Source organism: Flavisolibacter ginsengisoli DSM 18119 (genome assembly GCF_900129295.1).
Taxonomy (GTDB): Bacteria; Bacteroidota; Bacteroidia; order Chitinophagales; family Chitinophagaceae; genus Flavisolibacter; species Flavisolibacter ginsengisoli.
On the sequence record NZ_FQUU01000002.1, the window covers coordinates 115,982 to 129,576 of the forward strand.

Sequence of the window (13,595 nt, forward strand, 5' to 3'; positions counted from 1 at the left end):
GGAAATCGCAAATACACCTTACGCTACTTTACGAGAGAAGTCTTTTTGATCAAGTGCTCTTTTAGCATCCATCAGCCTTTTATAGGCTGTTATATTGGTGAGCACAGCAAGAATAGTGATGGGTATAGTAAATACAGACATCGTTTCAAATACATGATACCTGATACCTTTCAGATACAATTTATAATCACCTCCAATATATTGAGCTAATATTCCGCAGGCCAATGCAGATGTTCCGATCAAAATAATTCGTTCAGGTCTTTGCATCAATCCCCCTTTGCAATCAATCCCCAGTCCTTCTGCCCTGGCCCTTGTATAGCTAACCATCATAGATCCTATTAAACCAATGAAGGCAAATAATGAAGAAATGAAATAATGGTGGGATATAAGGTAATAACAAATGCCCAGGAACATGAATAACTCACTGTAACGGTCAAGTACTGAATCCAGAAGGGCGCCAAAGGAAGAACCCATTCTCCCAAGACGAGCAACTTGGCCATCCAACATATCGAATAGGCCGGCAAAAAGTATCAATGCCCCTGCCCAACCCACATAAGAAAGATCGCCACGGTTGGTTTTTTCCGCACCCAAAATAAAAACAGCAGCAACACCTATATTGAGAATGAACCCAATAACACTTACAGTATTAGGTGTAAAACCCAGCTTGATAAGCAATTTGACAAAAGGATCGATTATCCTGTAAATTCCGAACTGTAGCCTTATTCTCAGGGGCTTGGTTTCCATAGACATGGTTTTAAGGGTTCAACAACATATGAAGTTGTAGGCAGAAAACTTCTTTCTTGTTTCATAAATTGGAATAAGCTTACCTGAATACAAATTTCTTTTGAAGAGGATAGTTATATGAAATGGCCATAAGCAAGGAAACAGTTGCTTTAGAATATATATAGTTGACGTGAGCAAAATGGGTTAAAAGAAAAACACCAAAAGTGGTAAGTATCAAATAACCTGTCCAAACCATAGTGTACCTGAACAACTGAACCTGCCTTGCTTTTTCCTTGTTGCGAAATACCCAGTTTCTGCCTAATGAAAAATTGGTGATACCACCTATCATTGTTCCTATAGCGCTAGCCCATACATACCATATACCAAATATTTCTACGGCTATGATGGTACACCAATAGTCTATAATCGAGGCAATTAAAGAAGCTAATTGAGCTTTGGCGAATGTTTTCATTATAATTAAAAACTCATTTTCACCACTATATGAAGCAGGATATTACTGTAAATTCCTGCCAGGACATCATCAGCCATAACACCCCAACCTCCCGGAAGTACTTCGGCTTTCCTGATATATAGAGGTTTAACAATATCAAAAAAACGAAAAAAAACAAATGCAAGAGCAATATATTTCAGTTCTGCTGGTATTAAAAAGAGACTGATACACATGCCCAGCAATTCATCAATTACTACCCTGTTACTATCCTTACCCCACTCTATCTCTACAACAGATGCTGACCATATTCCAAAAATGGTGATAACAAGGATGGTAATAAGATCGAATAAAGCATTTACTCCACGAACCTGGATAAAGTACCAGGCAATACAACCAATAAAAGCTGCAACGGTTCCTGCGCCTTTCCTAATATAACCAATACCCAGGCACGTGGAGATCAACTTTGCTATTATCATGACAACACTTCAACGAGGTCCTGGTAGTAATCCAGACCTAAATGGGTAATGAGGTCTTCACCCATCATATGGCGGAGCGTGTTTTGTAATTTGATCAATTGCTTGAAAATATCATGTTCCGGACGCAACCCTGGAGCTGTTTGTGGCGATTTAAAATAAAAAGATAGCCACTCCTGGATGCCTGACATTCCTGCCCTTTTAGAAAGGTCAGCAAATAAGGCAAGATCCAGAACAATAGGAGCTGCAAGTATTGAATCCCTGCAAAGGAAGTTGATCTTGATCTGCATAGGATATCCTAACCAGCCAAAAATGTCAATATTATCCCAGCTCTCCTTATTATCACCATGAGGAGGATAATAATTGATCCTTACCTTATGATAGAGTTCTCCGTAAAGCTCAGGATTAATATCGGGTTGCAAAATGTCTTCAAGAACTGAAAGCTTGGAAACTTCTTTTGTTTTAAAATTATCAGGATGATCCAAAACATAACCATCACGGTTACCGAGTATATTAGAGGAGAACCAACCTTTGATTCCCAAAGCTCTTGCATGAAGTCCCGGAGCAAGGATGGTCTTCATTAAGGTTTGACCAGTTTTAAAATCCTTACCACCTATTGGTGTATTGGTTTCTTTTGCGAGGTCAATCAATGCGGGTATGTCAACAGTAAGGTTTGGCGCTCCATTCATGAAAGGAACACCCAATTTTAAAGCTGCATAGGCATAGATCATGGAAGGAGAAATTGCCGGGTTATTGGCTTTTAGTCCTTCTTCAAAGCTTTCAATTGTTTCATGTACAGCAGAAACCTCAATATATTTTTCTGTAGAGCCACACCAAACCATTACCAGCCTGGCGCAGTCATTTGCTTCTTTAAAATTTTCAATGTCATCCATAGCCATCTTGGCAAGGTCCCATTTCGTAGCAGCCTCTTTAACATGCTGACCATCAAGGTTAGAAACATAGGTCTTGTCAAATACCGCTTTCATTGGCTTTATAGCTTCCAACTCAGCCTTCACAGCATGAAGCAACATGGGCTCCAGCACTTTGGCATGGCTGGCGGCTTCAAAAACATTATCACTGTAAACATCCCATCCGCCAAAAACGATATTGTTCAGATCTGTTAAGGGAACAAAATCTTTGATCTTTGGAAAACGATTCTCTGTTCTTTTACCTAAACGGATATTTCCCATTTGCGTTAAAGAACCTACTGGCTGAGCCAGGCCTTTTTTAACAGCTTCCACCCCCGCTATAACAGTTGTGGCTACAGCACCTAAACCAGGGATAAGAACCCCAAGTTTCCCATCAGCTTTTTCGATTGTATTATGCATGTGGCTTGTTTTGATATAAAATAAAAGTCAAAATTATACTATCGGATAAAACCCTCAAAAATAGCCAAGTCTTGCACCATAAGTATTGATAATCAACTAAAGGCCTGCATTTATCCTTATTTTGGAAGTTCCTGTCTTTACCTGATAAATGGCTATAAATTAGGGGTAAGAACGCGCGGCAAGGTAAATATTTTAATCGGTTTTTGACCGTCAATTTTTAGAGTCCACCTGTTTGTCCTTTCCTCCAAAGAGCTTATCCAGGAACTTTCTCAGACCGGATTTGGGCTTTTGTTCCTCCTGAGGCGGTTTGGCAATTGTTGAATCGCGTCTTACAACTGGTTTCGGCGGAAGACTATTAATAGAATCAGATTGAAATTTTTCCTTGATGTCTGCAGGTGAAGAATAAAGGTTAGCACTATAAATTAACCTATCCTCTGCATTGTTTTTCCATACCGGGGAAGGCGGATTTTCAATTACTGCTTTTTCTCCCAGGGAAAGTTTTTGTTCTTCGCTAAAGTTCTTGGTTAGCTTCCAGGCCTTGCCTTCTTCATCAAAAAATATGTATTTACCTGTACCAACCTGGTAGTAAACATTAGCCTTTGGATAGAAGTATACGGTTTTAACTTTATTTGTTTCATCGCTCTTTCCAGGTATAGTTCTATAAAGAATGTAGCCAATTAAGCAAACAACCAGGAAAGCAAAAAATATCTTCATTAATATCTTGTATTCAAAGAATGTTCCAATAACCAAACCCTGCTATTTATTGGGCCACCTGGACTTCCGTACTGTCCTTTTTGCGTATATTAAGCTCATCCAAAAGCCTTTTGGCAGTTGTATCGCCTGAAAACATAGCTTCAGTTAGTAGCTTGGTCCCTTTAAAAACATTTCTTTCATACTGGCAGTTATCATAATCATTGATCTTCAGGATCTCATCACTGTCAGCAAACAAATATAAAAAGCCAAGTGTTCTTTTGGCAGGCACATAACCTTTGTCACTGGCTTTTTGGACCCAGTTCCAGCCTTCTTTGCAATCAATAGCATCATTTTTCCGTTGCAAGGCCATATTCCCCCATTGATACATGGCTTCAGGAACATCCTGTTGTGCCAGGTAATCATATATATATAATGCTTCTTTTATTTCATTATTCGCTAAAAAAGTGCGGGCATCCTGCAATTGGGAGTTGATATCTTCCTGTTTTAAACGGACAGCTTGTTGGGCAGAATCCTGCCGGTGCCATTCGTCAAGTGTTACCAGGTCTGTCTTCTGAACCCAGCCTTTAGAGGTTTGTCCCTTGTTATTGGTAAACTCTGTATAGATGAAGCCATTTTTTTCATCCAGTGCAGTAATAACGTCATTAGATGGTATCAAATAAGCACCTCTACGGGAAGAGGGGTCAGGTTCATTATGAAAGTATGCCCTCGGCACCTGAACTTTGTACTGGCCTATAATGGTTCGCGGTTTAACTGGTTGGGATGCTGTGGCCTGGGTTTCCTGAACCGGTTTATTATTTTCTACAGGCTCAGAACTTATAAAAGTATAAGCTATGAATGCCAGTGCCACGACTATTACTAAGAGCCATAACCATTTACCTGCACCTCTCTTTTTATGCTGGCCAGGAATGTTGTTTCCAACATGCTGAACTGGTATTTTAGACTGCTGGAATTTGAACAGGGATCTTTGCAGTTCTTCATTTTCCTTTCGAAGCCTTGCCGTTTCTTTCTCTAAAGTTTTTAGTGCTTCAGTAGCCACCTGGTTATAATTAGCGGGGGAAGTACTGTGGTAGACTACGAAATTGTGTAGTTCTGTGCCATTTACAAACCGGTTATCAGGTTTTTTTTCAAGACATTTATCTATCATGCGAAGAAGCCACTCGGGTACCTGCATTTCCCTTTCTTTTTTATCATTGGCCCAGGTAGCGGGCAAATGTTGCCTACGCAATGCAAGTATATCAGGAACAGGGCTTTCCATGTGGGCCACCATCACTTTGTTTCGGGAGGTTTCGCCCCGGTCAGCCAAAGGAAAAGGAACAATGCCTGCAACAAGTTCATATAATATAATTCCGAAACTATAAATATCTGTCTGAAACAACATTTTACCATCATTTTGCTCGGGAGCCATAAATTCTATGGCCCCGGCCTGCCTAAGACTGGTACGTCTTTGCTCATCAGACATCATAGCCATTCCAAAATCGAGTAGTATATAATTTCCGGAATGAATATTAAATTTTACATTATTGCTTTTTACATCACCATGTTTTACATCTGCTTTATGACAATGAGAAAGGGCATTAGATAAATGTTCAGCAACCTTGATGATCTCTTTAATGGTAAATACAGGGTCGTGGGGTGATTTCAAAAGCTCTTCCAGGTCAGGTCCTTCTATGAACTCCATTTCTATGAAAGGGAAATTACCTGTATCAGTGATACCAGAGCTAATGATCTTTACCACATTTGGGTTGGGATCCTGGTTAACTTTTTTAAGCTTATTTACCTCGTTTTGAAAATCCGTAAAATGTTTGTCATCTATTGTCTCACTATAAATGGGTGTTGGTAACAACTTAACAGCCGATATAATTTCACCTATTCTGCGTGCCTTATATACCGAACCCTGTCCGCCGGTTTTCAAGGCACCCATATTTTCCAGGCCTTCAGTAATTGTAAAAACCCTTGCCATTTCTATAATTCGTTTTCATCTGGTGAATAGCTGAATTCCAGCAATGCAGATTGACCTAAAAGTATCTGGTCGCCTTCCCTCAATTCATAGCCCACCTTGGTAGAATATAATTTTACTGGTTCCCCTTCATTATTTGACCTCACTTTGACCTTATTTCTTGGAGGCACCCCTCCTTCATCTGCAAATAATAGAAAATGGCCTGTTTCCTGGTCAAATTCTATATGTGCATGCTGACGGCTTATGTAACGATTGCTATCGCTATCGCTTTTTTCCGGAAAGGCTATGTTATTTTCACGGTAAAAACCATCTGCGGTTTGCACTCTTTTTTCCCGGCCAATAAATATCTTACCACTTCCAGAGGTAATGATATAAGTTTTCTTTTCAGCTTCTCCCAATCTTATTTTAATAAATGCTGATGCGGTTTTAGGCAATGCATTTTTACGGGTCAATACAAATAAAGAAGCATCAAGTCCCGGTACCTGTTTTGATTCCGGGGGAGCGCTTTCAGTAAAACTGATTTTTAATTCCCAGTTATCCGGAAGGTCAATGGCATAATCATCTGCAATTTTTTGCACTTCTTCATTTCTGAACCTGCCAGGTTCATCAAGGTAAACAGCTGCTTCATACATTTGTTTTTCTTCATCTGGACAGGTAATAAAAAGCTGGATGCCTTTAATATTTGACCCTTCGCCCCCTTCAGCTTTTTTCAACTGTTCCTTTATAAAATGCAGCAAAGCTTCCCTTACAGTTTTCACATCCTTGCTGCTATTTTCAGTGTTCTTTTTAAAAAAATCAAACATGGGCATGATTTAAAGTTTCCCCCTGGTTTATAATAAAGATTATTGAGACTTCGAATTTTGCATTTTAAAAGATAAAGACCTCATTGAATTCATTTCATTCCTTCAATATATCCCGCCTGCAGCAACTTAGGTATAATATGCTTTCCTGCCAACTTTACCGCCTCGCTTGATCCTTTAGCCTTTTCAATACGGGTGCAAACAACTATATGACCAGGACCCTTTGCTTTAGGTACAAAAAATACATACCACCCATCATTTATGCGTTCACCTTTCCATATTCTTTCAGGAGTACCTGTTTTACCTGCAACCACCAAATGTAGGTCCTTGACCTTATTGGCACTTTGCTCCAGCATATAACTTTTTATAGTGGCAGCATATTGTGAATCATTAGCTATAGATATTCCCTGCATTGTTTTAATCAGTGAGTCGCTAATTTTCAATACAAACCTGTGAGGAATAAGAACCCCATGGTTGGAAACAGAAGCTGCAAGCCTTGCAATTGCCGCCGGGGTTGCAATTAATTCCCCTTGTCCCCAGGCCATTCCTGAAACACCTCTTCCCCTTGTCTTTCGAATATCATTCTTGTCATAGCTTTTCAGGCTGGAGAATTCTGTTTTTCTCCAGAAGGTGCGCCATTTTTCTTCCTGTTGTTGATTTCTGGGATTCATTTCATAATAATATCCTCCCACTCCGTGTAGAAACATTCCTGTTTGCATATAAATGGTAGCCATTTCTTCCTGCAAACGTTCTTCATTGGCCAATTTGATAAAATAGGAATTATTTGATTTTACCAATGCTCTTTCCAATGAAATATTTCCAGCTTCATCGGGCTCCGCACTTTTTATCCTGATCAAATCCTGTGGTTTTATCAATATAGTTTTATTGGCTGCTGCCATTCCCAGTTTATTGAATGCAGCAAGAGTGGTTGCAATTTTAGCTGTAGATCCGGGTTGAGTGGCATAAGTAAACCCCAGGTCTGTATTAGTACTCCAGGAGGATAACTTATTTTGTTCCAATAAAGAAAGGTTCAACTGGTCCCAGTTATTCACAGGCGGAAGAGGATACATGGCAGACGCTAAAACATCCCCGGTGGAATCATCTAATATCACTGTTGATATCCTGTTATCCTGTAAGGAATCATCCATGGAAAATGATTGTTGTATGCTTGTTTGTAATGCAGCATCCATAGATAACTGAACATCCCTGTTTCTTTTTTTAAAAGCTTCTACCTTTTCACTATTGATGCCCGCCAATAACAAAGGTGCAAGTACAGTATAATCTTTTTGAGAAACTGTCATTTCAGTTATTCTTCTAGGTAAAAAACGATTCTCCCTGAAACGGGTAGCAGAAACTGTAAATGTTTTTACAGGAGTTTCAAATCCTCTTAGCTCGGCATCAAGCGCATATTCTGCAAAAAAACCATTATTGCCTCCATAAAAGATATTTGTATTGGCATCTCCAATCCAAAAGAACATTTCTTCGGCAAAAGGATAATACCTGTCGGAACGTTTGTGTGAAAGGGATTCAAGACTGCGTGGATCAAGACCTGCCTTTATCAAAGAATCCTTTTGAGAAGCGATCATTTCAGGTTTACTGGTAGCCAACAGCTTTCCATTTCTGTCAAATAAACTTCCAGCCTGCAATTTGTTGATAAGAATAGCTATCCGGGGGTTATAGCTGAACATGCGTGCACCACTCCTGTCTGCTACAAGTGCAGGCTGAACTACCCATTGCTTGTTATTGAACAGGTACCTCGACACATTGATCGTTAAAAGAATCACACCAATACATGCAGCTACCAATGCAGGGAGCATGTTTTTATCCTGTTGCTTTGATATATAATTCATCTGTACAGCAGTTCCCCTGACCATAGATACAGACAAAAGAAACCCGGCAGCGAGCATATTGCAAATAAGTGATGTTCCCCCGTAACTCACAAAAGGCAGTGATACCCCTGAAAGTGGTAAAGCCCCTATTGACCCTCCTGCAATCAATAAGAATTGAACAAAGGTGCAGATACCAATGCCTGTACATAAATAAAACAGAAAGGGCCTTCCCGTTTGCCTTCCAATCAATATAGACCGGTGCAGGTAAATCAGAAATAATATAAAAACGGAAATAATGCCAGCCCAGCCGAAATCTTCCCCTAAGGAAGGAAGTATCATATCGGTATGCGCTTCAGGTATGGTCTTGGCAAAGCCTTCACCCACTCCCTGGCCTTGTATGCCCCCACTTGACATGGCCCAGATACCATTGGCTATCTGGTCACCACCGAAGACTTCATTATCCCATTTATTCAGCCATATAGCTTTGCGGTCTGTTAATCGTTGAACAGGTCCCGGAAATATATTATGAAGTAGTGGCACCTGGTCGATCAACATAAAACCCGACACCACAACCAGGGCCATTATAGCTGACTCACTTAATTGCTTCCTTATAAAAAGCATAACAAGTAACATAATGAGAATGGTAACCCCTGTAGATATCCAGATGTTCTTTAATATCCAATTCGCCAGCACATATAAAACAACAGAAGCCACCATAAAGGCAAAATCACCTCTTGAAAAAGAGAACAGGATGATAAAGGTGAAGCAAACAACGATTGCAGGGCCAAGATCGCCTAACATCAGGAATAAAAGAATTGAAGCCAGGATGGCACCCAATGCCATCCAGAAAAACGACCATCGTTTTTTCATGGTGACATATTCGGCAAGGAACCTTTCATTGGCAGCAAAAAAGCCCGCAAGGAAAATGATAATTAGAAATTTTACCATCTCGCTTGGCTGAAAACCAAAAAGGTTGACCTTAACTCCACTTCCTTCAGGCCCTGTTCCCAGAAGGATGGTTAATAATAACAATAGCATCGCCAGTCCAGCCCATTGTATACCCTTAGAGCCCCTGTTGTCTCTAAAAGCAAACATCCTGTACAATCCTGAATCTGCTGTAAAACGTCGTAGATCAAATAATAATAGCAAAATAATACCGGTAAACCCTCCTGCTAAATACCATAAAGTACTCCTGGCAAGAAAACGGTCTCTAAGAGGATCCTGCAAGCTTAATAATGTTAATAAAGAGAGGCCGGTGAGCAACATAACTATAGGGAGGATATATTGGTCTGTTGCTGAAAATCTGATGCTTAAAATCACATGCAGCAGGAAAAACCCGACAATGAAAACAATAACAATGATCCAATACCATTTAGTTACCTGGTCAGGCGTACGTACTATTAACGAACCTTCCTTTTTAAGATCAGTAAAGTCTTTTGTTGATAAAAGTTTAATAGTATGCGGCAATTGAATAAAAGTAAAAGCAGCATCTTCTTTAAGTTCCTGAACCCCTTTTGAAGGACCAAACTGAAAGCCAGGCTGCATGGGCAACAGCTCATAGGATTTTCCTTCAGGAAGCCCCGAGAAAGCAAACTTTCCATCAGCATCTGTTCTTGTATATGCTATTAAAGAAATCAATTGACTCCTGTTAAAAGAATCAGTAGCATATATCTTTTGAAGACCTGGAGCCTTTTGAATTCGTTGACCTGTGGCATCAGTAACTTCAGTACTATAAATACTATCCTGAGGAATGACCATGGTAAGCCTGACAAGAACCCCATTAACTTTAGTTTCATTCCTGTTCCTTATGCTTCCTGAAATAGTGTGTGCACCCAGGCCTACATTTAAGTTAGACGCAAGGGATGGAGGTGAGGTTCTTTCCTGGTTGAAACGTAAAGAATCGGCCCCTGTAAATCCAAGTAGTTTTCTTGAAACTTCTACTCTTTTTCTAAACGATGCACCACCTGTAGCATAAGCTTCGTCGGCGTTTACATTATACTTTGATTTATTTAATTCACCTATATTATCAATAATATCATTCTCAGAATTCAGCTTTTGGCTTACTATGGAACTAATTAATTGAATATCCTTTGGATCTTCAAAATAAAAGCCCTTTTCCAGCATCTGTTTTAAACGCTGTCCCGGACTCTCGTCATTTAAATTCACAATAGTCCCTTGCTCTACCCTGGAAGGAACTTCGGTAAAATCTCTTTTTAATACTGTAAACAATGAATTGAAAAGCAGTAATAAGATGACTGCAATGCCAATCAAGCCTATTCGTTCTTTTATTCTTGAGGTATGATGCTGCAAACCATTTGTCATTCTAGTGTATAGAGTTTTGAGCTGTAGTATCTTTTGATAGAGTTGCATTCCGGAAAACTGTTTTCAGGTCGCCTGTACCTGAAAACCTAAATGCAACATTTATGGGACAATTTTTAAACTTAACCCCCTTGAGTTGCAGACTTTCCTTTCCGGTCATGGATATTCCAATATCAAAACCATCAATTGTAAGGCTATCAATAACAAGTGACCTGCATTCTGGGGAAACCATTATGGCAACCCGGTTGGATGAACTGCTGTCCCTTAACAGTATTGTATTTTTCCCTTTCAGGTAAAGCGAAGGCCTGTTCACCCATAAAGTGTCAGTCAAATAAAGTATATGATCTTTGCTCCCCGTCTCCAATTCAACGGTGTCACCTGGAGAGGCATTGATAAACGTCTGTAGCCTGATTTCCTGTACATTCTTTTCCTTTTTTACCACTTCGCCGGGAGTTCCCGAGAAATGATTTTTACTCCACCACATCCAGATAAAACCACTAAGGAATAAAAGGCAAAGTATGGATAGTATCCAAAGAATATTATTATGCCTTTTGCCAGGGTTAGATACCTGTGATGCTACTGTTTGATGTTTAGTTGTGGCCACTGGCTCAACACTTTCATCCATATCATTCCTGGAAATTACAGGCTCAACTTTTTTCTTCTTTACCAGGACCGGCTTCGATGCGGGTTGCTTTAATGGCTTTTTATTATTTTGAACCAGGACCACCGTTATATTATCCTTACCACCAGCCTCATTAGCTGCCTCTATTAATTCCGCAGCTTTTTGTTCCAGCGAACTTTTCTTTTCCAGCACTTGTGAAATCCGTGCAGAACTGATCATATCTGACAGACCATCGCTGCAGATCAATAGAGCATCCCCCGGCAGGAATGGAGATTCACCGGTTTCGATATAGTCTTCTGCTAAAATAGATTGGTTATCGAAACCCAGTGCCTTATTGATCTCGTTGCGCTTTGGATGCCTCATAGCCTCTTCTTCAGATATACGGCCGCTATCTTCAAGGTAACCTACAAATGACTGATCCCTGGTTACTTTTATTAAAGAATGGTCACGATACAGGTAAAGCCTTGTATCTCCTACATGCGCATAATAAAATTTATTGTTCTTAACATCAACCAGTGCAAGGGTAACTACACAAGCCATACTGGAATTCTTTCCACTTTCCAGTTTTTCCTTGTATATCCTTTCATTTGAAGAAATGATAGCCTCTTTCATTTTCCGTATAGGATCGGAAGGAAGCGTAGTAAAAGAATTTAAAAATTCTTCCTTGGTAATTTCAGCCGCAACTTCACCGCCTTCATACCCACCCACCCCGTCAATAACCGAAGCAAGAATCCATTGTTTATTAAACACTTGACGAGCTACAAAAGCATCCTCATTATTATCTCTTATCCTTCCTGTGTCTGTAAGTCCAAAGAAGTTATCAGCCATTCCTTTGATGTGATTTTTTGATATCTATAAAATGAGATATGAGCATGAGAATGCAAATCAGTAAAACAACAAGTGAAAGCACAGATGTTAACATATGCATCAGGATTTAAAGATGTTAATACCTACTATACCGTTTAAAACCACTTTTGAATTAATGGGAAGTTCAGTCCAGGTGGGGTTGTTCTCAAAGCTCTTTGCCACCTGCTTTTCATTTACAATCGTCTTTTCTCCAAAGGAAGCAACATAAAGCTTCCCTTCTGCCTTATTATACCGTATGCGAAGATGTGGAGTATTCACCCATTCTGAAGGAATGCGAAAGACATTTGAATTGGCATGTACTTCCTCTTTTCCCGATACAATTACCTCTTCATCCCTCATAACATATTCTATCTTTCTCCCCGCATACTCTTTTTCTGGAATGATGGCTTCAAACCTGGCGAAGAAGGATGGCTTTGAAACAGCATGTTCATGATAAACAAGGTTTTCCTGGTAGGGAACTTCATAATATCCTTCACTATAGAAAGTAAACCCATTTAAGATTTCCGGGCTGATATCTGCAGTCTGAGCAATACCTGTTTGCCTCGGAATAAAGGTTATTCGTAGATTCTCCTCCTTTTGCATGTTTCCGGGCAACAATTTTCCTATAAAACTTTTATCACCTCTTTCATAATCAGGATGAGAAACAAATCTGAAAACCCATTTGGAACTTGAAGGCTCCACAGTTTTATTCTGAGCACGATATGCCTTCAAGGCTTCATAAAACTGTTTTACAGATTCCTGTACAATAAGCCCAAAGATTCCCTTTTTGTTATCTGTAAAATCCCTGTAATCATCCGTATTAAAGCAGATGATATATTCATGGTAAAAAACTATCCTGTTGGCAAAAGATAAATGTCCGATCGACTCTTTGAATTTGTCGATAATATATTTATATACTTCATTAGGAGTTATCCCTTCCCTTGATGCTTCAGCAATATCTTCTTTTTTAAGAAACCATTCATGCATTCCAATTCGTTGCCAGAAAGAAGGTTTTGTTTTCATGTTATAAACGATGTTACAGTAAATTTAGGCTAATTGAAACCGCTATAATGTAAAAGGAATAAACAAAATAAGTCGAAAAGTATTGTGCTGAGCAGAAAGGATATACTTTAATTTGGGATTGTTTTATCAAATGATTGAAAAATACTGCTGTTCCAGATAACTACCTGAGAAATTACCAGGTAATTAAAAAGACATACACAACTGGCCAATAACTTATTGCATCAGTTATATCCAGGCTGGTAAAATCTGATCCCGCTACAGAAAAAACATTTAGTAATTATCAAAATTGGGTTTAACATCATCCAGCCGATGATCATTCCTGCCAATAGATCCTAGCCCTGAAGCATGTGCATTCTTTACTTCTGTCTTGTTTACTTTCTGATCACTTTCATTTTCTTCAATTTTTTTGGATTCCTCAGCTTGTGAATCTTTTCCTCTTTCAATATCTTCCAGGGGGGCGTCAATATCCTTTTTTGCCATGATTAAAAGATTTATATACCTCCTATAAAG

11 protein-coding genes are annotated in these 13,595 nt (G+C 39.4%); all 11 read right to left on the bottom strand.

All coding sequences use genetic code 11. The features are described 5' to 3' along the window. Positions 1–18: 18 nt before the first annotated feature. The 11 genes from BUA53_RS02595 to BUA53_RS02645 all read right to left on the bottom strand — a co-directional run bounded on the left by BUA53_RS02595 (position 19) and on the right by BUA53_RS02645 (position 13,565). Positions 19–744 (bottom strand): CDP-alcohol phosphatidyltransferase family protein, encoded by a 726-nt coding sequence (locus tag BUA53_RS02595; protein WP_072833694.1) that lies wholly within the window; start codon positions 742–744, stop codon positions 19–21. 79 nt (positions 745–823) lie between these two features. Then, positions 824–1,195, bottom strand: coding sequence for a GtrA family protein (locus tag BUA53_RS02600; RefSeq protein WP_072833695.1), 372 nt, complete (start codon positions 1,193–1,195; stop codon positions 824–826). 5 nt (positions 1,196–1,200) lie between these two features. Continuing rightward, on the bottom strand, positions 1,201–1,650 hold the full coding sequence (locus BUA53_RS02605) for a phosphatidylglycerophosphatase A family protein (RefSeq protein ID WP_072833696.1): 450 nt from the start codon (positions 1,648–1,650) through the stop codon (positions 1,201–1,203). Beyond that, a complete protein-coding gene (locus BUA53_RS02610) occupies positions 1,647–2,975 on the bottom strand; it encodes an inositol-3-phosphate synthase (protein ID WP_072833697.1) in 1,329 nt (442 codons plus the stop codon). Before BUA53_RS02610 ends, BUA53_RS02605 begins: the two co-directional genes overlap by 4 nt. A 210-nt stretch (positions 2,976–3,185) precedes the next feature. Further along, on the bottom strand, positions 3,186–3,689 hold the full coding sequence (locus tag BUA53_RS02615) for a hypothetical protein (protein ID WP_139256318.1): 504 nt from the start codon (positions 3,687–3,689) through the stop codon (positions 3,186–3,188). A gap of 46 nt (positions 3,690–3,735) precedes the next feature. Next, positions 3,736–5,649: a protein kinase domain-containing protein gene (locus BUA53_RS02620; protein ID WP_072833699.1), complete on the bottom strand. Its 1,914-nt coding sequence runs from the start codon at positions 5,647–5,649 to the stop codon at positions 3,736–3,738. Between the two features lie 2 nt (positions 5,650–5,651). Next, complete coding sequence (locus BUA53_RS02625) at positions 5,652–6,455, bottom strand: FHA domain-containing protein (RefSeq protein WP_245792997.1); 804 nt, start codon at positions 6,453–6,455, stop codon at positions 5,652–5,654. A gap of 83 nt (positions 6,456–6,538) precedes the next feature. After that, positions 6,539–10,597: an FtsW/RodA/SpoVE family cell cycle protein gene (locus tag BUA53_RS02630; RefSeq protein WP_072833701.1), complete on the bottom strand. Its 4,059-nt coding sequence runs from the start codon at positions 10,595–10,597 to the stop codon at positions 6,539–6,541. Position 10,598: 1 nt separating this feature from the next. Then, positions 10,599–12,044 (bottom strand): PP2C family protein-serine/threonine phosphatase, encoded by a 1,446-nt coding sequence (locus BUA53_RS02635; protein ID WP_072833702.1) that lies wholly within the window; start codon positions 12,042–12,044, stop codon positions 10,599–10,601. Between the two features lie 99 nt (positions 12,045–12,143). Then, positions 12,144–13,085, bottom strand: a complete 942-nt coding sequence (locus BUA53_RS02640; protein WP_072833703.1) for a hypothetical protein — start codon at positions 13,083–13,085, stop codon at positions 12,144–12,146. Between the two features lie 270 nt (positions 13,086–13,355). Next, positions 13,356–13,565, bottom strand: a complete 210-nt coding sequence (locus BUA53_RS02645; RefSeq protein ID WP_072833704.1) for a hypothetical protein — start codon at positions 13,563–13,565, stop codon at positions 13,356–13,358. Between the last annotated feature and the right edge of the window lie 30 nt (positions 13,566–13,595).

Excerpts from the sequence above, each read along its gene's own strand:
- BUA53_RS02595 (WP_072833694.1), bottom strand. The coding sequence starts at position 744 with ATGGAAACCAAGCCCCTGAGAATAAGGCTACAGTTCGGAATTTACAGG.
- BUA53_RS02600 (WP_072833695.1), bottom strand. The coding sequence starts at position 1,195 with ATGAAAACATTCGCCAAAGCTCAATTAGCTTCTTTAATTGCCTCGATT.
- BUA53_RS02605 (WP_072833696.1), bottom strand. The coding sequence starts at position 1,650 with ATGATAATAGCAAAGTTGATCTCCACGTGCCTGGGTATTGGTTATATT.
- BUA53_RS02610 (WP_072833697.1), bottom strand. The coding sequence starts at position 2,975 with ATGCATAATACAATCGAAAAAGCTGATGGGAAACTTGGGGTTCTTATC.
- BUA53_RS02615 (WP_139256318.1), bottom strand. The coding sequence starts at position 3,689 with ATGAAGATATTTTTTGCTTTCCTGGTTGTTTGCTTAATTGGCTACATT.
- BUA53_RS02620 (WP_072833699.1), bottom strand. The coding sequence starts at position 5,649 with ATGGCAAGGGTTTTTACAATTACTGAAGGCCTGGAAAATATGGGTGCC.
- BUA53_RS02625 (WP_245792997.1), bottom strand. The coding sequence starts at position 6,455 with ATGCCCATGTTTGATTTTTTTAAAAAGAACACTGAAAATAGCAGCAAG.
- BUA53_RS02630 (WP_072833701.1), bottom strand. The coding sequence starts at position 10,597 with ATGACAAATGGTTTGCAGCATCATACCTCAAGAATAAAAGAACGAATA.
- BUA53_RS02635 (WP_072833702.1), bottom strand. The coding sequence starts at position 12,044 with ATGGCTGATAACTTCTTTGGACTTACAGACACAGGAAGGATAAGAGAT.
- BUA53_RS02640 (WP_072833703.1), bottom strand. The coding sequence starts at position 13,085 with ATGAAAACAAAACCTTCTTTCTGGCAACGAATTGGAATGCATGAATGG.
- BUA53_RS02645 (WP_072833704.1), bottom strand. The coding sequence starts at position 13,565 with ATGGCAAAAAAGGATATTGACGCCCCCCTGGAAGATATTGAAAGAGGA.